Below are 17,246 nucleotides of genomic sequence, written 5' to 3' on the forward strand. Positions count from 1 at the left end.
CCGGTGCGGGTGCTGGTGGTCAACGCCGGCTCGAGCAGCCTGAAGCTCGCCGTGATGGACGGCGACCGCCCGGTCGTAGCCACCACGGTGGAGCGATGGGACGGCGAGCAGGACCTCGCTGCGATCGCCGGGTTCGTCGAGGAGGTCGGCACGGTCGATGCCATCGGGCACCGCATCGTCCACGGCGGGCCACGGCTGACGGAGTCCGTGCCCCTCGATGGGGACGTCCTGACCTACCTCGACTCGATCGAGGACCTCGCGCCCCTGCACAACCCGCGAGCGGTCGCGGGCATCCGCGTCATGCGTCAGCTGTTGCCGGACGTCCCCGAGGTCGCGTGCTTCGACACCACGTTCCACAGCGGCCTCCCCGCCGCAGCCCACACCTACGCGCTCCCCAAGGCCTGGAACCAGCGGTGGGGGCTTCGGCGGTACGGCTTCCACGGGCTCAGCCACGCCCATGCCGTACGCCGAGCAGCCGAGCTCGTCGACAGGGACCTCGCAGACCTGCGGGTGATCTCGTGCCACCTGGGAGCGGGTGCGTCACTTGCTGCGTTGCGCGACGGTCGCTGCGTCGACACCACGATGGGGTTCACCCCCGTCGAGGGCCTGGTCATGGCCACCCGCTGCGGGTCGGTCGACCCGGGCCTGCTCCTCTGGCTGCTGCAGCACGGCGGCCAGAGCCCGGCCGGCCTCTCCGACGTCGTCGAGCACCGGTCAGGTCTGAAGGGCCTCTCAGGCACGTCGGGGGACCTGCGCGACGTGCTGGCTGCCAGGGACGGCGGTGACGCCGACGCGGCGCTGGCGTTCGACGTGTTCATCCACCGGCTACGACGCGAGATCGGCGCCATGGCCGCGAGCAGCGGCGGGCTCGACCTGCTCGTCTTCACCGGGGGGATCGGCGAGCACCAGGCCGAGGTCAGGTCCCTTGCCGTGTACGGTGCCCACCACCTCGGGGCGTCCATCGACGAGCAGGTCAACGCGGTGGCCGACTCCGACGGCGACATCAGCGAGCCCGGTGCTCGGGCACGCACGGTCGTGGTCACCGCGTCCGAGGCTTCGGAGATCGCACGCGAGACGAGACGGGTGCTCGGGCGCTCCGACCTCGGTCCGGCTCCTCCAGACGCTCCGGCCACCCCTGCGTGAGCCCCGTCTCGGCGCGAGGACGTTCCCGCAGGGGGTGCTGTCCACGTGCGCGAGGGGAGATGCGGGTCGAGCGAGCCCGTCCCCCCAGCTGCTCCCACCAGCGGGGATGCGCAGGACCTTGGGCCGGAGTGTCGAGGTCCTGGGACCCTGTGCGCAAGGTGCCGCATCGGTGAGCGTGGAGGCATGGATCCGATCGTGAGTCTGATCGTCGTGGCGGGCTGGGTGAGTCTCGGGCTCTTCGTGGGGCTGTGGATGGTGCGTCGCGGTCACGACCCGCGCTGGACGGTCATAGCGGTGGTCCTCGGTCCCGTGTTCGTGCCCATCGCGCTGGAGCTGGTGGAGCGGGTCCCCCGGCTGGCGGCGTCCGGTCCCGACGCGCTCGGGGAACGAGAGGATCAGGCCGTCACCGGGCCGAGAGTGCTGGTCGGGTTGGACGGATCTGCGGAGTCCCGTCGGGCACTGACCCAAGCCATGGATCTGCTCGGCGAACGATGCAGCCTGCTCATGCTGGCCGAAGTCGTGTCCTACGACGCGACCGAGCGTGATGCACAGTCCGAGATCGAGGCAGCGGCAGAGCGCCTGGCAGTGTCGGCCGCCGAGGTGGGGGAGACCGGGGTCGACGTGCAGTTCGAGGTGCTGGCCGGACCACCGGGCGAGGCTCTGCGACGATTCGCCGACGATCAGGGCATGGACCTGCTGGTGGTGGGGCGCCGCGGTTGTGGGCTGACCTCACATCTGCTCGGCAGTGTCTCAGGTGACCTGGTTCGTCGGTCGCACCTGCCGGTGCTCGTCGTCGATCCCACCTCGCCGCTGCCGACCGCGCCCGAGGCCGAGCGATCCCCGCAGACCGTCTAGTCGAGCGAGGTCCCTCCCATGCCATGGGCCGACGAAGGGCATCTGCTGAGGGACCTTCGGCCCATTGGCCACGCGGGCAGGGTGCTGAACGCTGGAGGCATCACACACGACTGACAGGGTCATCATGTATCCCTCACCTGGCCGGCAGATCGCCCCGCTGGCCGGCGGCGTCGCGGCGAGCGCACCCCCCGCGGCTCTGTCACGGGAGACGCTGCGCGGGCCCCACCGGCCTGTTCGCCGATGCGGTCGGGGTCCGGGATGAGCGCCTCGCGCTCTCGCGATCCGGGCATCACGCGGCCGCAGGGTTCCGAGTGCCACCTGCTCGACCCGGACGCGATCGCCGACACGCTGGCGGTCGACCTCGTGCGAGGGCTCACCGACGTGCAGGCGACCGCGCGCTTGGAGCAGTTCGGTCCGAACCAGCTCAGGGAGCAGCCGCCCCGTCCCGGATGGAAGGTGTTCGCCGACCAGCTTCGCAGCGGATTGTTCCTGATCCTTCTCGTCGCGGCCGGACTGGCTGCGCTGGTCGGTGACGCCACGGACGCCGCCATCATCGGAGCGGTCGTGCTGATCAACGCCACCATCGGATTCGTGGAGGAGCGGAAGGCGACCCGGAGCCTTGCAGCGCTCAAGGGGCTGCTGGTGCCGACGGCCACGATCCGTCGCGACGACAGACTGGTGACACTGCCGTCGGCCGACCTGGTGCCGGGCGACGTGGTGATGCTGGACGCGGGCAGCCGGGTCCCGGCTGATGGGCGACTGCTGGTGGCCCACGACACCGCGGTCGACCAGTCCTCGCTGACCGGGGAGTCCGTTCCGGTCGCCAAGCACGCCGAGACCATGACTGGCGAGGTGGCTCTGGCAGACCGCGCGAACATGCTTCACGCGGGCACGGTGGTGGTGCGTGGGCGCGCTGAGCTCCTGGTCACCGCCACCGGCATGGCGACCGAGGTGGGCCAGATCGCCGGGATGCTGTTGAGCAGCAGCACCCCCCGCACGCCACTGCAGAGGCAGCTCGACGTCGCTGGGCGTCGGATCGCAGTGATCGGCATCGTCGCGGTGGTCCTCTACTCAGCCGCGGCCGCACTGCGCGGCGACGAGCTGGCCGACATCGCCCTGCGCGGCGTTGCTCTGGCTGTGGCTGCTGTGCCCGAGGGACTTCCGGCGGTCCTGGCTCTCGTCCTGGCCGTCGGGGTGCACCGCATGGCGGACCACGGTGCGATCGTGCGACGGCTGGCGTCAGTGGAGACCCTGGGGTCAGCCACGGTGATCTGCACCGACAAGACCGGCACCCTCACCCGCAACCGGATGACCGTACGGCAGCTCGTCCCCGCGGCGTGCGCACTCGGACAGCCCGTGGACGACCCTCGTGACCCCCGGCGCCTCCTGTCCGCGTTCGTGCTGTGCAACGACGCCGCTGGTACCGAAGCCCGTGCGGTCGGGGACCCGATGGAGGTCGCGCTCGTGGCCGCTGCGTCGAGCCACGGTGTCGACGTCATGACGACCCGGCATCGCACACCGCGGGTCGCGGAGCTGCCGTTCTCCGCCGAGGCGAAGTTCATGGCGACCGCGCATCGCAGCGCCGACGGGACGATCGCGCTTGCCGTCAAGGGCGCTCCGGACGTGCTCCTGCCGCGATGTGGGCACGCGCTGGTCAACGGCGCCACCATCGCCCTCGACGACGAGCTCAGGGCGAAGCTGCTCGATGCGGTGGACGCGAGGGCCGCGGCCGGTCTGCGGGTGCTGGCAGCTGCCGACGCGCACGCTGTCTCGGGCCCGCAGGAGTGGACGGCGCAGACCCTCGCCCGATCGGTCGACGACCTGGTCTTCCTGGGGTTCGCCGGGATCGCCGACCCCCCTCGCCCCGAAGCGGTCGAGGCCGTCGCACTGTGCCGCCGAGCTGGCATCGCGGTCAAGATGGTCACCGGCGACCACGTCGCAACCGCGGCTGCCATCGCAGGGGAGGTCGGCATCGCCGGTCGTGCAGTGACCGGGGCGCAGCTCGACGCCATGGACCGTGGGGAGCTCGACGCGGTTGTCGACGACATCGGCGTGTTCGCCCGGGTCACTCCGGCCCACAAGGTCGCCATCGTCGCCGCACTCACCGCGAACGGTCACGTGGCCGCGATGACGGGGGACGGCCAGAACGATGCCGCGGCCGTTCGCGCGGCGGATGTCGGCGTCGCCATGGGCCGCACCGGTACCGACGTCACCAAGGAAGCCGCGGACCTGGTTCTGACCGACGACAACTTCGCCACGATCGTCCGCGCCGTCCGGCAGGGCCGTGGCATCTACGACAACATCGTCAAGTTCATCCGCTTCCAGCTCACCACCAACATCGCTGCCATCCTCACGTTCGTCGCAGCCGTCCTGGCAGGGCTTCCCGCCCCGATGACGGCGGTCCAGGTGTTGTGGGTGAACCTCATCACCGACGGACCGCCCGCGCTGGCGCTCGGCCTGGACGGTCCGAGTCAGGGCATCATGGACCGGCCACCGCGTCCGCCGGGGGAGAAGATCCTGTCGGGCCCGAGGCTGACCCGGATGGCACTGGTCGCGACGGTCATGGCAGCCGGCACCCTCTCCGCGCTGGCGTCGGTCGACGAGAGCCGCGGCATCCCGTACGCCGTCACGTTCGCCTTCACCACGTTCGTGCTGTTCCAGGTGGCCAACGCGTTCAACGTCCGCTCGGAGCTCGAGTCGGCGTTCTCCCGCGCCGTCCCGCACAACCGCGCCCTGATCGGTAGCTTGTTGCTGGTGGTGGGCCTGCAGGTGCTGGTGGTCCATGTCCCGTTCATGCAGGGTCTCTTCGGCACCGTCGCTCTCGACCCGCTCCACTGGGCTGCCGCGGCCGCAGTGGCGTCTCTGGCGCTGCTCACCGGCGAGATCGACAAGGCCGTGCGCCGTCGTGGGGCCACGACTCCGGACGTGGGGAACACGCGGCCGTGGTGAATCCAGCTCGGTTCCCACGGGCGACAGGCGCCTCGTGCGTGTCGTGTCGCATCGGCCGACGATGAACCTGCTGGCGCTGGCGGCGGGCGTCGTCGCTGCGGCCGCCGGGGGTGAGCTCTTCGTGCGTGGGGCTGTGGGACTTGCCGCGTGGGCGAGGGTGCCGGCAGGCATCATCGGCGCGACGGTGGCTGCCTTCGCCACATCCAGCCCCGAGCTCTCGGTCGGGGTGCAGTCCGCAATGAGCGGCACTCCGGCAATCGCGCTCGGCGACGCACTCGGCAGCAACGTGATCAACATCGCCTGCGTGCTGGGGATCGTCCTGGTCACCGGGCCGCTCGTGGTCGCCAGGCGGGACCTGCGCCGCGAGCTGGGTTTTGCTGTGGCTGCGCCGCTGCTCACGCTCGTCACGCTCGTGGACGGGGTGCTGGCCTCCGTCGAGGCTGCCACTCTTCTCGGAGTGTTCGCGGGGTGGCTCGCCTTGGTCGTCAACGCGGCTCGGAAGGCACGACAGAGCTCTGTGGACGAACTCGGTACGCGCACACGCTGGGCGGCGCTCGTGAGTGCTGTGGCGGGCCTGGCCCTGCTGGTGCTGGCGGGGCGCCTCATCGTGGTGGCGGCCAAGGGCATCGGTGCCGACCTGGGCCTCGACCCCTTCATCGTCGGCGCCACGTTCGTCGCTCTGGGCACGTCGACGCCCGAGCTGGCCACGGTCATCATCTCGCGGCGGCGCGGACACGTGGAGGTCGGCGTGGGCACCCTCCTGGGCAGCAACGTGTTCAACAACCTGTGGATCGTCGGCGTCGCGGCGCTGATCCATCCGATCCGGGCTGACGTGAGCGAGGTCCTGCTCGCTGTCGTCGCCTGCCTCCTGGCGCTGGCGCTGGTGACCCCGGCCCGCACGGCACCGATGGGCAAGGTCCGCGGCGTCCTCCTGCTCCTCGTTGCCGCCGCCTACCTGCTCGGCACCGTGCTGATCGGGGTGTGAGACCCCGTCGTGGTCGCTGGTCAGCTCGACTTGGCGACCAGCACCGAACACGCGGTGTGGTTCACGACAGCTGCAGCGACCGAGCCCACGAGCAGCCCCCTGAGGCCGCCGGTCCCACGCGCACCCACCACGACGAGGTCTGGTGACTGCTCGGCGATCGACGCCAGGATGGTGGACCGGACGTCGAAGGTCGCGGTGTGCGGTACGGCCGACACCACGTCGTGCGTGACGTGCGAGACACCGTGTGCACGCAGCTGTTCCACGGCATCCACCACAGCGTCCTGCGTGCGGTTGTTGACGTCGTCGACGCCGAGCACGCCCACCCGGCAGCCGTCGACCCACGGCAGGTCGAACAGCGCCTGGAGACCGGCAGCGGCGTGGTCCGAACCGTCCGTGCAGAGCAGCACCTTCTGGGTGGCCCTCGCCGAACGCACGATGACCACGGGCGCGAGGGGCCGGTGTGACCCGACGAGCCAGTCCGTCGTGCTCCCCATGTGCAGCTTCTTCCACACCCCGTGCCCGCGAGGACCGACAGCCACCAGTGCCGCGTCGCTGCAGGAGTCGATCGCCAGGCGCGGGTCGGTCTCGGCGTACAGGTGCTCGACCTCGGCATCGTCGGTGAAGAGCCGCCGCGGGTGGGCCGGGTCCCACGGATGCAGCGTGCTGCGCTCACTTCCCACCGGCGCACCGATGCCGGGAAGCGCGGCCGTGACGACGGAGATGCGCCAACCTGGCCAGTGGTGGTTGTTGATCCACAACCAGACCACGTCTGCGGCAGCAGAACCGTCGTCGCCGAACACCAGCCTCGGGGCGGGCGACTCGGACGACGGGGTGGGTGGGGACGGCGTCGGATCCGGGTCCACGTCGCTCATGACGTCTCCTTCGCTCCTCCAGCAGGGGACGCGGTGGTGCTGTCCCCCTCGTTCCAGCATCGCCACCTCGAGCAGAGTCGACAAGGGCCCTCGGTCCTGAGTGAGAACAGCGTGGCCGGCCCCCGTGCCACGGGTGCAACGAGCCAGTGCCAGGACATGCGAAGACGCCGCCGAAGGACTGCGAGGCCGATCGGCGGCGTTCCGGCGGTCAGAGGGGTCTGTCCCGGCGTTGACTCTCGTCAGAGCGTCGGTCCCATCGCCCGCCAAGCAGGCGCCGCCAGCCCACACGGACCGGCGGCGCCTGACCCTGCCTAATGACAGGAGGGGCTCACGTATCAGATGTCGTAGTAGAGCTCGAACTCGTGCGGGTGCGGCCGCAGCTGGACCGGAGCGATCTCCTGGGTCCGCTTGAAGTGGATCCACGTCTCGATCAGGTCGTCGGTGAAGACACCGCCGGCCGTCAGGTAGTCGTGGTCCTCCTCGAGCGCGTCGAGGACGGCGCCGAGGCTGGTCGGCACCTGGTCGATCTCGGCCATCTCGTCCGGCGGCAGCTCGTAGATGTCCTTGTCGATCGGGGCCGCGGGCTCGATCTTGTTCTGGACGCCGTCGAGGCCGGCGAGCATGAGGGCCGCGAAGGCGAGGTAGGGGTTCGCCGACGGGTCGGGGAAGCGGGTCTCGACGCGCTTGGCCTTCGGGTTCGCGCCCGTGATCGGGATGCGGACCGAGGCGGAGCGGTTGCGCGAGGAGTAGACCAGCGAGATCGGTGCCTCGTAGCCGGGGACCAGACGGTGGTAGGAGTTCACCGTCGGGTTGGTGAAGGCCAGCAGCGACGGGGCGTGCTTGAGGATGCCGCCGATGTACCAGCGCGCCATGTCGGACAGGCCGGCGTAGCCGGTCTCGTCGAAGAACAGCGGCTCGCCGTCCTTCCACAGCGACTGGTGGACGTGCATGCCCGAGCCGTTGTCGCCGAAGATGGGCTTGGGCATGAAGGTGACCGACTTGCCCTGCTCCCAGGCGGTGTTCTTGATGAGGTACTTGAACTTCATCACGTCGTCGGCGGCCTTGAGCAGTGTGTCGAAGCGGTAGTTGATCTCCGCCTGGCCGGCCGTGCCGACCTCGTGGTGGGCGCGCTCGACGAGCAGGCCGCTGGCCTCGAGGTTCTTGACCATGTCGGCGCGCAGGTCGCTGTAGTGGTCGTAGGGCTCGACGGGGAAGTAGCCACCCTTGAGCCGCGTCTTGTAGCCCTTGTTCTGGCCGTCGTCCTTGCCGGAGTTCCACCAGCCCTCGACGGAGTCGATGTGGTAGTACCCCTCGTTGACGCCGGTGGAGTAGCGCACGTTGTCGAAGATGTAGAACTCGGCCTCGGGGGCGAAGTAGGCGGTGTCCGCGATGCCGGTCGAGTCGAGGTAGGCCAGAGCCTTGCGCGCGATGTTGCGCGGGTCGCGGCTGTAGGCCTCGCCGGTGATCGGGTCGTGGATGAAGAAGTTGACGTTCAGGGTCTTGGACTTGCGGAACGGGTCGAGGTACGCCGTCGTCGGGTCCGGGAAGAGCGACATGTCGGACTCGTTGATGGCCTGGAAGCCACGGATCGAGGAGCCGTCGAAGCCGAGGCCGTCGTCGAAGACGCTCTGGTCGAAGGACGAGGCCGGCACAGTGAAGTGCTGCATGATGCCCGGCAGGTCACAGAAACGGACGTCGATCATCTCGACGCCCTCGTCCTTGATGAACTTGAGCAGCTCATCGGAGTTGTTGAACATTCGGTTCCTCCTCGACGGCGGCCAGCGCACGTCCAAGTTGCAGCGTCACGGAACGGGGCCTCGTTGCACCGTGGTCGTCACGCTAGGCGGGAGCAGTTTCTAGACCGTATCCCGTTTGTTTCGCCCGTGTTACAAGTGCCCGGCAGGTGGCGGGCGGGCGGAGCCTGCCTAGGCTTGACGCGTGACCAGCGCTGTAACAGTCGACCCGCAGGCCGCCACCTTCGGGCGGCGCCTGCTGGCGCTCCTCATCGACTTCGCGACGAGCTGGGCCTTCGCTCTCGCGCTGATCGAGCTCGACCTCGTGCCCGACTCGGGGACTCCCGGCACGATCATCATCATCGCCGAGATGGCGCTGTTCACGGCCGTCCTGGGCGGTTCCTTCGGCAAGCTGGTCATGCACATCCGCGTGGTGCGGCACGACGATCCGTCGCGTCCGGTGGGCCTGCTCCGCGCGCTGGTCCGGACGGTGCTGACCTTCCTGATCCTCCCGCCGTTGCTCACCTATGACGAGCGCGGGCTCCACGACGTCGTCGCCGGCACGCGGACCGTCGTGATCTGACGCCACCCTCCGTCCGAGCGGTGCGTGACGCACGTTCTCGGTGCTCGGAACCTGTCTCCTGCGCTGCCGGGCGTGCGGCTTACGAGCTGGCTCAGCGGCCGCGCTGCTGCGAGCGCATGCCCTTCATCGACGTGGGGACCGGACCCTTCGGCAGCGGCAGCTTGCCGCGCTGGGCATCGAGCGCCTTCAGGCGCTGGAGGATGTCGGTGATCTCGGCGGGCTTCACGTTGCGGCCGAGCTTCTGCACGTGGCGCACGAGCTTGGGGATCGGCACCTCACCCTCGCCGCGACCGGCGATGATCTCGTGGATCGGCACGCCGTAGGCGACGCGCTCGTGCTTGCGGCGCTCGTTGACCATCAGCTGCTTCACGCGAGCCTGGCTCGTGCCCTCGCCGACCAGGACGATGCCGGGCGGGCCGACCACGCGGTGCACGACGTCCTGCTGCTTGGTGAAACCGACGACCGGGTCGACCTTCCAGCCGCGGCGCAGCATCTGCAGCGCGCCGGCGGCCGCGGCGGGCTGGCCCTCCATCTGCTTGTACGCCGCCTTCTGGGCGCGGCGGCCGAAGACCAGCAGCGCGGCGAGCATGCCGGTCATGAACGCGACCACGATGGAGAGGACCAGCGAGATCCAGCCGTCGCCGGGCAGCAGCCACATGAGGCCGAAGCCGATCGCCGCGCCCAGCACGAAGACACCCAGGATGATCAGGCCCAGGCGCGGGTCGGTCCGCTTGGCCATCGTGTAGGTCTGCATGATCTGCCCACGGCGCGTGGTGGGCGTGGAGGCGGGGGTCGACATAGGTGGCCTTGTCCAGCTGGGAGGTGAGGTGGGGTACGCGGGTCGTGGAGCGGGTCAGACGGTGGCGGCGGAGCGCGCGTCCATGGCCTGACCGTACAGCCGCCCGGCGCGGTAGGACGAGCGGACCAGCGGCCCCGACAGGGCGCCGGCGAAGCCGATCTCGTCGGCCTCGGCCTTGAGCTCGACGAACTCCTCGGGCTTGACCCAGCGCTCGACGGGGTGATGCCGCGGGGAGGGGCGGAGGTACTGGGTGATGGTGATCAGCTCGCAGCCGGCGTCGTGCAGGTCGCGCAGGGCTTGGCTGACCTCCTCGCGGGTCTCGCCCATGCCGAGGATGAGGTTGGACTTGGTGACCAGGCCGAAGGCGCGGGCCTGGGTGATCACGTCGAGGGAGCGGTCGTAGCGGAAGGCCGGACGGATCCGCTTGAAGATCCGCGGCACGGTCTCCACGTTGTGGGCCAGCACCTCGGGCCGCGACTCGAAGACCTCCTGGAGGAGATCGGGCTTGCCGTTGAAGTCGGGGATCAGGTTCTCCACGCCCGTGCCGGGGTTGAGGTCGTGGATCGCGCGGACCGTCTCGGCGTACAGCCAGGCGCCGCCGTCGGGCAGGTCGTCGCGGGCGACGCCGGTGATGGTCGCGTACTTGAGCTCCATCTTCTGCACCGACTCCGCCACGCGGCGCGGCTCGTCGCGGTCGAGAGGCTGGGGCTTGCCGGTATCGATCTGGCAGAAGTCGCAGCGGCGGGTGCACTGGTCGCCGCCGATGAGGAAGGTGGCCTCGCGGTCCTCCCAGCACTCGAAGATGTTGGGGCAGCCGGCGGACTGGCAGACGGTGTGGAGGCCCTCGGACTTCACGAGGTTCTGCAGCGCTGTGTATTCAGGGCCCATCTTGGCCTTGGTCTTGATCCACTCCGGCTTACGTTCGATCGGGGTCTCCGCGTTGCGGATCTCCAGTCGGAGGAGCTTGCGTCCTTCAGGTGCGGGAGCGGCAGTCACACGCCTCACTCTACGACGGTGGTGAGGGGCTCCCAACTCATGGTCGAGGCAGCCCGCCCAGGGCACGTCGCACTGGTGCGTCGCCCACACCGACAGTCCCACCGAGACCACGACGAGCGCCGCCAGCACGACCCCGCCGTCGACGGCGGACAGCGTCGCCTCACAGCTCCCGGTGACCGACCCCTCGGGGGACTGGGTGCAGGCGCTCGGGTCCTAGTAGGAGAAAGCCACCGAGCACCAAGGTGAGGAAGTCGGTGGGCAGCAGCCAGCGGGCGGCGTTGTCGCCGAGGATCGCGACGACGAGCAGCGACCCCGCGATCGCGACGCCGAACATCAGCGACAGCGTGGCGACCGTGCTGCGGAACAGCATCGTGGGCAGCCTCGAGCACCTCGGCGGCCGCGGTGGGGTCGTGGACGCGGAGCCGGTACGACGTACGGCCCAGCAGGTCCTCGACCTTGCCGGACGTCAGCATCCGGCCGGGCGCCGGTCAGAGTCGGACCATCACCTCGTCGAGGGGCTTGCGGTCCAGCAGGGGCACGGTCGCCGTGGACGCCGGATATCCGACCGGCACCACGAGGAACCCCCGCTCCTCCGGGGGACGGCCGAGGATCTCGTTGAGGAAGCGCATCGGGCTCGGGGTGTGGGTCAGCGTGGAGAGGCCGGCGAGGTGGAGCGCTGCGAGCAGGAAGCCGACGGCGATGCCGACGGACTCCTTGACGTAGTAGGGGAGCGGCGAGTTCGGGCCCCGGTGGACCTCGAAGACGACGATCAACGCGGGCGCGGTCTCCAGGAACGGCTTGTCGGCGTCGGTCGCGAGCGGTCCCAGCGCGGCCAGCCACTCGGCCGAGGCACGCCGTCCGTAGAACTCCCGCTCCTCCGCCTCGGCCGCCTCCCGCAGCCGCGCTCGCACATCCGGATCGGTCACGACCACGAATCGCCACGGCTGCACGTGGGCGCCGCTCGGCGCCGTCGCTGCGACCCGGATCGCCTCCTCGAGCACGCCGTCGGGGATGGGCCGGTCGTCGAAGTCACGCACCGACCGCCGCCGCGCCAGGTCGTCGGCGAACGTCCGCACCCGGTCGAGCGCCTCCTCCTCGGGCACGCCGAGGCGGGGCGCCTCGACCCTGGGGAGCGGGTCAGGAGTGGTCATGGCCGCGAGGTTAGCCCGCAGGAGTCAGGACGGTACGTCGACCTCGACGGTGGCGCCGCCGTAGCCGTTCTCCAGGTCGTGGCCCTCGACCGTGATCGTCTCCACGCCGTCGGGGATCACCAGGCCGCTCTGCGAGCGGGTGAAGGGCTGCTCGCCCGCGTGGTCGTGCGCGAGCTCCATCGTGCCGAGCTCGTTGCCGTCGGGGTCGAGGACCCTCCACCCGTCGGCGTAGCGCTCCGGGCTGTCGTACTCCGAGCTCATCGTCACGTCGAGCGAGTAGGTGTCACCGTCGTCGCGCAGCTCGACCGCGATGACGTCGGGGAAGTCGGCGTCCGCCGTGGACCCGGTGGTCCCGGACGCCTCGGAGGAGCTCTGCGAGGTGGCGCTCCCGCTGCTGCCGGCTCCGGCACCGGCGCCGTTGTCGCTCCCGCACGCGCCGAGCGCGACGAGCGTCGCCGCCGCGGCGGCGACGAGCCGGAGGCGGGGCCGTGTGGAGAGTGCCAAGGTGCTCCTCATGCGTGGGTGGCGGGCGACGCGCTCCACGGGCGCGACCCCGCTCTCATACGCCACGACCTGTTGGTTCCCCGCCATGGCTCAGCCGTACCTCTCCGTCACCCACCCGAGGTCCGAGGTCCCGGTCTGCTTGCCTGCTCACGGTTGTCCGTCGTCAGCCGCTCCTGGGTAGAGCGCCCGCTCAGGTCAGGCCTCGCTGTCCTTCTTGAGCGCCGCGGCGAACCCGTCGAAGGAGGACTGGAAGTCGGGCATCGACTTCACGATGAGGGGCGCGAGCGGCCCGGTGAAGTCCTCCGCCATCGTGAACGTGCAGCTGCGGTCTCCCTCTGAAGCGATCGCGAACGTGCGCCGACCGGTGCACAGCCGCATTGGCATGCCGCCGGTCCAGGTCATCCGCTGAGGAGCCTGCATCTCGGCCACGGACAGCGTGAAGCCGCGCTTGGGCTGCAGTTCCGAGACCAGCTTGATCTTCTCGCCCTGCTCGATGCGGCCGGTGACCTCGACCACCCCGTTGTCGGCGCGGTTCCACCAGTCCGGATCGGTGACCAGCTGCCAGACCCGCTCGGCCGGTGCGTCGATCTGGACGGTGGTGCTGGTGGTCGTCGTCATCGAACTACCTCTCATCTGGATCGCTCGGGTGTCGCCTGGGCACCGATCATCCTCCCCTCGCCGGGACGAGCGCGAGCTCGATCGACTTCTACCGCCATCGGCGTAGGCTGAGGATGCCCCCTCGCGGAGGAGGGAGGACCTCATGTGGTGGGCTGTGTGGTTGGTCGTCGCCGTCCTTCTGGGCGCGGCTGAGTTCTTCACCCTGACGCTGGCGTTCGGCCTGCTGGCAGGCGCGGCGCTCGTCGCGGCAGTCGCCGCCGGGCTGGGTGCCTCTGTCCCCCTCCAGCTGATCGCCTTCGTCGTCGCGGGCGGTGTCGGCATGGTGGCCGTCCGTCCGATCGCGAGGCGGCATCTCGCGCTCCCACCGCTCTCACGCGACGGCAGCGACGCCCTGGTCGGACGATCCGCGGTGGTGACGCGCGAGGTCAGCTCCACGGGTGGTCTGGTGCACCTGTCAGGTGAGGACTGGTCGGCCCGGCCCTACGACGAGGACCTGGTGATCCCGGCCGGAGTGCGCGTCGACGTCTTCGAGATCGAGGGCGCGACCGTCCTGGTGCACCCCCGCGACCCCCTGACCGACCCCCTGACCGAATCCCTACCCAGAGAGACGTGAGTGTGATGGAAGTTTGGGTGCCGCTGGCCGTGCTGGCCGTCCTCGTGGCGTTCCTGGTGGCCTCCACGATCCGGATCGTGCCGCAGGCCAGGCGCTACAACATCGAGAGGTTCGGCCGCTACCAGCGGACCCTGCAACCGGGGCTCAACCTGCTCATCCCGTTGGTCGACCGGGTCAACACCAAGCTCGACGTGCGCGAGCACGTCTACTCCTCCGACCCCAAGCCGGTGATCACCGAGGACAACCTGGTGGTCGCGATCGACACCGTCCTCTACTACCAGATCACCGACCCACGGGCGGCCGCCTACGAGGTGACCAGCTATCTGCAGGCGATCGACCAGCTCACCGTCACCACGCTCCGCAACCTCATCGGGTCGATGGACCTCGAGAGCACGCTGACCTCCCGGGAGACCATCAACGTCCGGTTGCGCGAGGTGCTCGACGAGGCGACCGGGAAGTGGGGGATCCGGGTCAACCGGGTGGAGATCAAGGCGATCGACCCGCCCAGCAGCATCAAGGAGGCGATGGAGAAGCAGATGCGCGCCGAGCGCGACAAGCGTGCCGTGATCCTCCAGGCCGAGGGCCAGCGCCAGTCCCTGATCCTCACCGCGGAGGGCACCCGCGCCAGGATGATCCTGGAGGCCGAGGGACGCCAGCAGGCGAAGGTGCTGGATGCCGATGGCGAGGCGAAAGCGCTGGAGCGGGTGTTCCAGGCGGTGCACGACAACGACGCCGACCCGCAGGTGCTGGCCTACAAGTACCTCGAGATGCTGCCCCGTCTGGCCGAGAACGGCAACGGCTACTTCGTGATCCCCGGCGAGCTCAGCGAGGCCATGCGGACCGTGACGTCGGCCTTCTCCGCGGAGCGCGCGAAGGCCGAGGAAGAGGTGGCGAACGGAGAGCCGGTGCTCAACACCGAGCAGGTACGACGGCGCCCGCTGGGTGCCTGAGGGCGCCAGCTGCCCGCACGTCGGGGTCGGGGCCACGATGCCGTCGCGCCGGGAGAACATCGCCGTGACCGGCACTGAGTTGGGTACCGTCGCAAGCGGGTCTCGTCGACCGCGCGTGTCCGCGGGGGCGCCGACGCGACGCCCTCCCCGTGGGGGCGACTCTGGCAGGCGTGGGCCGGGGGCGGCGCGGAGGCGCGCCGGTCAGCGACCGGGGGTGACCAGCTGGATGCGCGGACCGTGGCCCGGCTCGGGACGGGGCTCGTAGTCGGGGGTCGCCACGTAGGGCTCCCAGAGGAGGTACGCCGACAGGTGCTCGCGCACGCCCGGCAGCACGTCGGCGACCGTGACGTCGCGCCCCAGCTCCTCGGTCAGCGAGGTGACGCCGGCGTCGGCGATGCCGCAGGGGACGAACCGGTCGTACCACCGGAGGTCGACGTCGCAGTTGAGCGCGAAGCCGTGCATGGTCACGCCGCGGCTGACGCGGATCCCGATGGCAGCGATCTTGCGCTCGGGGCCCCGGTCGTCGGCACGCAGCCACACCCCGCTGCGGCCCGGCACCCGGGCGGTGGCCACCCCGAGGTCGCGGCAGACCGCGATCAGGGCCTCCTCGACACGACGTACGTAGTCGACGACCTTGACGTGGTCGGGCAGGCGCACGATGGGGTAGCCGACGAGCTGGCCGGGACCGTGGAAGGTGATCTTGCCGCCGCGGTCCACGTCGATGACGTCCGCACCGCCCGGGTCGAGCGGGCGCTCGTGGGGGTCGGTGCGCTTGCCGGCGGTGAAGACAGGCGGGTGCTCCAGCAGCAGCACCGAGTCGGGGCGCTCTCCCGCCACCACGGCCTCGTGCACGCGACGCTGTGCGTCCCACGCGGCGAGGTAGTCGACGGCGTCCTCGCCGAGACCGGCGATCTCGAAGTCCAGCGGCATGCGCCGAGCCTACGCCCGGTGAGCCGGCGGCGACGCAGGAGCGGGCGGCGGGGTGGGCGGGGCGCCTGTGGATGACGCCCACGCCGCCCGCAAGGATCGGCGAGGGTGGTCGGGTGGACCCACGACGCCTGCTCCCCGTGCTCACCGCTCTCGCGTGCGCCTGTGTCGTGGCGACCCTGGTCGTCACGGTGGCGCGGCCGGGGGAGACCCCCACCGGCTCGTCCGGTCCGGCGGCCGCCCGGCCCGCTGAGGCGCGGCCCTCGGCGGCGCGGACGCCCGGGCCCGGCAGCGCGTCCGCGGTCCTCGCCACCTGGGACGCGCGCCGCTCCGCGGCGTGGGCTGCTGGCGACGTCGATGCGCTGGCCGGGCTCTACGCGGATGGCTCGCGCACGGGGGCGGCGGACGTGCGCCTGCTCCGGCACTACCGCGACCGCGGCCTCACCGTGGAGGGGCTCACGACGCAGCTCCTGGCGGTCGCGGTAGTGCGACGCGAGCAGCGGCGCCTGGTGCTGGACGTCACCGATCGGGTGGTGGCCGGTCAAGCGGTCGGCGGGACGCGGCCGGTGGCGCTGCCCACGGACCGGGCGTCCACGCGCAGGGTCGTGCTCGTACGTCCGGGGCGGGCGTGGCTGGTCGCGGAGGCCCGCGATCAGGCGAGCGCCGCGGCGAGCACCTCGCGGACGTCCTCGTCCTCGAAGTCGTAGCCGGCCCGCTCCAGGGCCGCCGGGCGGGCGTTGACCGAACCGAGGAGCTCGGGGGCCAGGTAGCCCGCGCCGACCCTCATGACCGGCGCCGGCACGGCGAGGAAGGCCTTGCGCTTCACCGCGGACGCCAAGGTGCGGGTGAACTCGGCGTTGGTGGGCGTGCGCGGACAGCAGAGGTTGAAGGCGCCCGAGACGTCGCGGGACTCGATCAGGTAGCTCACGGCCCCGACCCAGTCGCGCAGCGAGATCATCGGCATGTGCTGCTCGCCGGACCCGAGCCGGGCTCCACCGCCCAGCTGGAAGAGCAACCGCAGCTGCTTGAGCGGCGGGGAGGTGCGGTCCATCACGGGGGCGGTGCGGAGCACGCACACCCGGGCGCCGGCCTCCTGCGCCGGACGGGTCGCCTCCTCCCACTCGCGCGCCACCCGGGTGAGGAAGGCGTCGCCACTGGTCTCGGAGTCCTCGGTGACGAGCCGGTCGCCGTGGTCGCCGTACCAGCTGATGCCGTTGCCGGCGAGGAAGGCGGGCGGGCGCTCGACCGCCGCGATCGTCTCCGCGAGGACGCGCGTGGTCGAGACGCGCGAGTCCATCACCTCCCGCGCGTACTTCTTCGAGTGCGGGTTGGCCGCGATCGTGGCGCCGGCCAGGTTGACCACGGCGTCGGTGCGGGCGACTGCGGCGGCGTCGATGTCTCCGGTGCTCGGGTCCCAGCGGGACTCGTGGGCCGAGGTCGGCTCGCGCCTCACGAGCGCGGTCACCTCGTGCCCGTGCACCCGCAGGTGCGTGGCCAGATGGGTGCCGAGGAACCCTGAGGCACCGGCGATGAGGACGCGCATGCCTCCACCCAACCAGCGGGGGCCA

At 70.6% G+C, this 17,246-nt stretch carries 18 protein-coding genes; 8 read left to right on the plus strand and 10 right to left on the minus strand.

Features of this window, described 5'->3' with window-relative positions:
- The first annotated feature begins 3 nt into the window (after positions 1 to 3).
- From K4G59_RS13610 to K4G59_RS13625, 4 genes are all read left to right on the plus strand, one after another.
- Positions 4 to 1,143 (plus strand): acetate/propionate family kinase, encoded by a 1,140-nt coding sequence (locus K4G59_RS13610; protein WP_231251606.1) that lies wholly within the window; start codon positions 4 to 6, stop codon positions 1,141 to 1,143.
- Between the two features lie 183 nt (positions 1,144 to 1,326).
- Complete coding sequence (locus K4G59_RS13615; protein ID WP_231251607.1) at positions 1,327 to 1,998, plus strand: universal stress protein; 672 nt, start codon at positions 1,327 to 1,329, stop codon at positions 1,996 to 1,998.
- Between the two features lie 258 nt (positions 1,999 to 2,256).
- A complete protein-coding gene (locus K4G59_RS13620; protein WP_231251608.1) occupies positions 2,257 to 4,947 on the plus strand; it encodes a cation-translocating P-type ATPase in 2,691 nt (896 codons plus the stop codon).
- Positions 4,948 to 4,990: 43 nt separating this feature from the next.
- Positions 4,991 to 5,932, plus strand: a complete 942-nt coding sequence (locus K4G59_RS13625; RefSeq protein ID WP_231251609.1) for a sodium:calcium antiporter — start codon at positions 4,991 to 4,993, stop codon at positions 5,930 to 5,932.
- 20 nt (positions 5,933 to 5,952) lie between these two features.
- Here the strand turns inward: K4G59_RS13625 and K4G59_RS13630 are convergent, their stop codons facing one another.
- Together K4G59_RS13630 and glnA are read right to left on the minus strand one after the other, a co-directional pair.
- Positions 5,953 to 6,804, minus strand: coding sequence for a universal stress protein (locus tag K4G59_RS13630; protein WP_231251610.1), 852 nt, complete (start codon positions 6,802 to 6,804; stop codon positions 5,953 to 5,955).
- 335 nt (positions 6,805 to 7,139) lie between these two features.
- Positions 7,140 to 8,561 (minus strand): type I glutamate--ammonia ligase, encoded by a 1,422-nt coding sequence (gene glnA / locus K4G59_RS13635; protein WP_231251611.1) that lies wholly within the window; start codon positions 8,559 to 8,561, stop codon positions 7,140 to 7,142.
- Between the two features lie 181 nt (positions 8,562 to 8,742).
- Between glnA and K4G59_RS13640 the strand changes: the two genes are divergently transcribed.
- The gene (locus K4G59_RS13640) at positions 8,743 to 9,120 is read left to right on the plus strand and encodes an RDD family protein (RefSeq protein WP_231251612.1); all 378 of its coding nucleotides are present in this window, start codon (positions 8,743 to 8,745) and stop codon (positions 9,118 to 9,120) included.
- Between the two features lie 91 nt (positions 9,121 to 9,211).
- Here K4G59_RS13640 and K4G59_RS13645 read toward each other — a convergent pair whose 3' ends face one another.
- From K4G59_RS13645 to K4G59_RS13670, 6 genes are all read right to left on the minus strand, one after another.
- Positions 9,212 to 9,919, minus strand: coding sequence for a DUF4191 domain-containing protein (locus tag K4G59_RS13645; RefSeq protein ID WP_231251613.1), 708 nt, complete (start codon positions 9,917 to 9,919; stop codon positions 9,212 to 9,214).
- Positions 9,920 to 9,973: 54 nt separating this feature from the next.
- The gene (lipA, locus tag K4G59_RS13650; protein WP_231251614.1) at positions 9,974 to 10,915 is read right to left on the minus strand and encodes a lipoyl synthase; all 942 of its coding nucleotides are present in this window, start codon (positions 10,913 to 10,915) and stop codon (positions 9,974 to 9,976) included.
- A 160-nt stretch (positions 10,916 to 11,075) separates the two neighbouring features.
- On the minus strand, positions 11,076 to 11,285 hold the full coding sequence (locus tag K4G59_RS13655) for a hypothetical protein (RefSeq protein WP_231251615.1): 210 nt from the start codon (positions 11,283 to 11,285) through the stop codon (positions 11,076 to 11,078).
- A 118-nt stretch (positions 11,286 to 11,403) separates the two neighbouring features.
- Positions 11,404 to 12,066 carry a nitroreductase family protein gene (locus K4G59_RS13660; RefSeq protein WP_231251616.1) on the minus strand — a complete coding sequence of 221 codons (663 nt, stop codon included), beginning with the start codon at positions 12,064 to 12,066 and terminating at the stop codon, positions 11,404 to 11,406.
- A gap of 24 nt (positions 12,067 to 12,090) precedes the next feature.
- A complete protein-coding gene (locus tag K4G59_RS13665; protein ID WP_231251617.1) occupies positions 12,091 to 12,570 on the minus strand; it encodes a hypothetical protein in 480 nt (159 codons plus the stop codon).
- 195 nt (positions 12,571 to 12,765) lie between these two features.
- A complete protein-coding gene (locus tag K4G59_RS13670) occupies positions 12,766 to 13,188 on the minus strand; it encodes an SRPBCC domain-containing protein (RefSeq protein ID WP_231251618.1) in 423 nt (140 codons plus the stop codon).
- A 142-nt stretch (positions 13,189 to 13,330) separates the two neighbouring features.
- On the opposite strand from K4G59_RS13670, the gene K4G59_RS13675 reads away from it, so the two are divergent.
- Both K4G59_RS13675 and K4G59_RS13680 read left to right on the plus strand, forming a co-directional pair.
- Positions 13,331 to 13,801 carry an NfeD family protein gene (locus K4G59_RS13675; protein ID WP_231251619.1) on the plus strand — a complete coding sequence of 157 codons (471 nt, stop codon included), beginning with the start codon at positions 13,331 to 13,333 and terminating at the stop codon, positions 13,799 to 13,801.
- Between the two features lie 5 nt (positions 13,802 to 13,806).
- Positions 13,807 to 14,751 (plus strand): SPFH domain-containing protein, encoded by a 945-nt coding sequence (locus tag K4G59_RS13680; RefSeq protein ID WP_231251677.1) that lies wholly within the window; start codon positions 13,807 to 13,809, stop codon positions 14,749 to 14,751.
- 201 nt (positions 14,752 to 14,952) lie between these two features.
- Here K4G59_RS13680 and lipB read toward each other — a convergent pair whose 3' ends face one another.
- Positions 14,953 to 15,681, minus strand: coding sequence for a lipoyl(octanoyl) transferase LipB (lipB, locus tag K4G59_RS13685; RefSeq protein WP_231251620.1), 729 nt, complete (start codon positions 15,679 to 15,681; stop codon positions 14,953 to 14,955).
- 113 nt (positions 15,682 to 15,794) lie between these two features.
- On the opposite strand from lipB, the gene K4G59_RS13690 reads away from it, so the two are divergent.
- A complete protein-coding gene (locus K4G59_RS13690; protein WP_231251621.1) occupies positions 15,795 to 16,385 on the plus strand; it encodes a hypothetical protein in 591 nt (196 codons plus the stop codon).
- Here the strand turns inward: K4G59_RS13690 and K4G59_RS13695 are convergent.
- On the minus strand, positions 16,331 to 17,221 hold the full coding sequence (locus tag K4G59_RS13695) for a TIGR01777 family oxidoreductase (RefSeq protein ID WP_231251622.1): 891 nt from the start codon (positions 17,219 to 17,221) through the stop codon (positions 16,331 to 16,333). The two genes, K4G59_RS13690 and K4G59_RS13695, sit on opposite strands and share 55 nt — an antisense overlap.
- Positions 17,222 to 17,246 lie beyond the last annotated feature (25 nt).

Source organism: Nocardioides furvisabuli (assembly GCF_021083185.1).
Taxonomy (GTDB): domain Bacteria; phylum Actinomycetota; class Actinomycetes; order Propionibacteriales; family Nocardioidaceae; genus Nocardioides; species Nocardioides furvisabuli.

Coding starts and splice junctions, on each gene's coding strand:
- K4G59_RS13615 (WP_231251607.1), top strand. CDS start 1,327: ATGGATCCGATCGTGAGTCTGATCGTCGTGGCGGGCTGGGTGAGTCTC.
- K4G59_RS13620 (WP_231251608.1), top strand. CDS start 2,257: ATGAGCGCCTCGCGCTCTCGCGATCCGGGCATCACGCGGCCGCAGGGT.
- K4G59_RS13630 (WP_231251610.1), bottom strand. CDS start 6,804: ATGAGCGACGTGGACCCGGATCCGACGCCGTCCCCACCCACCCCGTCG.
- glnA (WP_231251611.1), bottom strand. CDS start 8,561: ATGTTCAACAACTCCGATGAGCTGCTCAAGTTCATCAAGGACGAGGGC.
- K4G59_RS13645 (WP_231251613.1), bottom strand. CDS start 9,919: ATGTCGACCCCCGCCTCCACGCCCACCACGCGCCGTGGGCAGATCATG.
- K4G59_RS13655 (WP_231251615.1), bottom strand. CDS start 11,285: ATGCTGTTCCGCAGCACGGTCGCCACGCTGTCGCTGATGTTCGGCGTC.
- K4G59_RS13660 (WP_231251616.1), bottom strand. CDS start 12,066: ATGACCACTCCTGACCCGCTCCCCAGGGTCGAGGCGCCCCGCCTCGGC.
- K4G59_RS13670 (WP_231251618.1), bottom strand. CDS start 13,188: ATGACGACGACCACCAGCACCACCGTCCAGATCGACGCACCGGCCGAG.
- K4G59_RS13675 (WP_231251619.1), top strand. CDS start 13,331: ATGTGGTGGGCTGTGTGGTTGGTCGTCGCCGTCCTTCTGGGCGCGGCT.
- K4G59_RS13680 (WP_231251677.1), top strand. CDS start 13,807: ATGGAAGTTTGGGTGCCGCTGGCCGTGCTGGCCGTCCTCGTGGCGTTC.
- lipB (WP_231251620.1), bottom strand. CDS start 15,681: ATGCCGCTGGACTTCGAGATCGCCGGTCTCGGCGAGGACGCCGTCGAC.
- K4G59_RS13695 (WP_231251622.1), bottom strand. CDS start 17,221: ATGCGCGTCCTCATCGCCGGTGCCTCAGGGTTCCTCGGCACCCATCTG.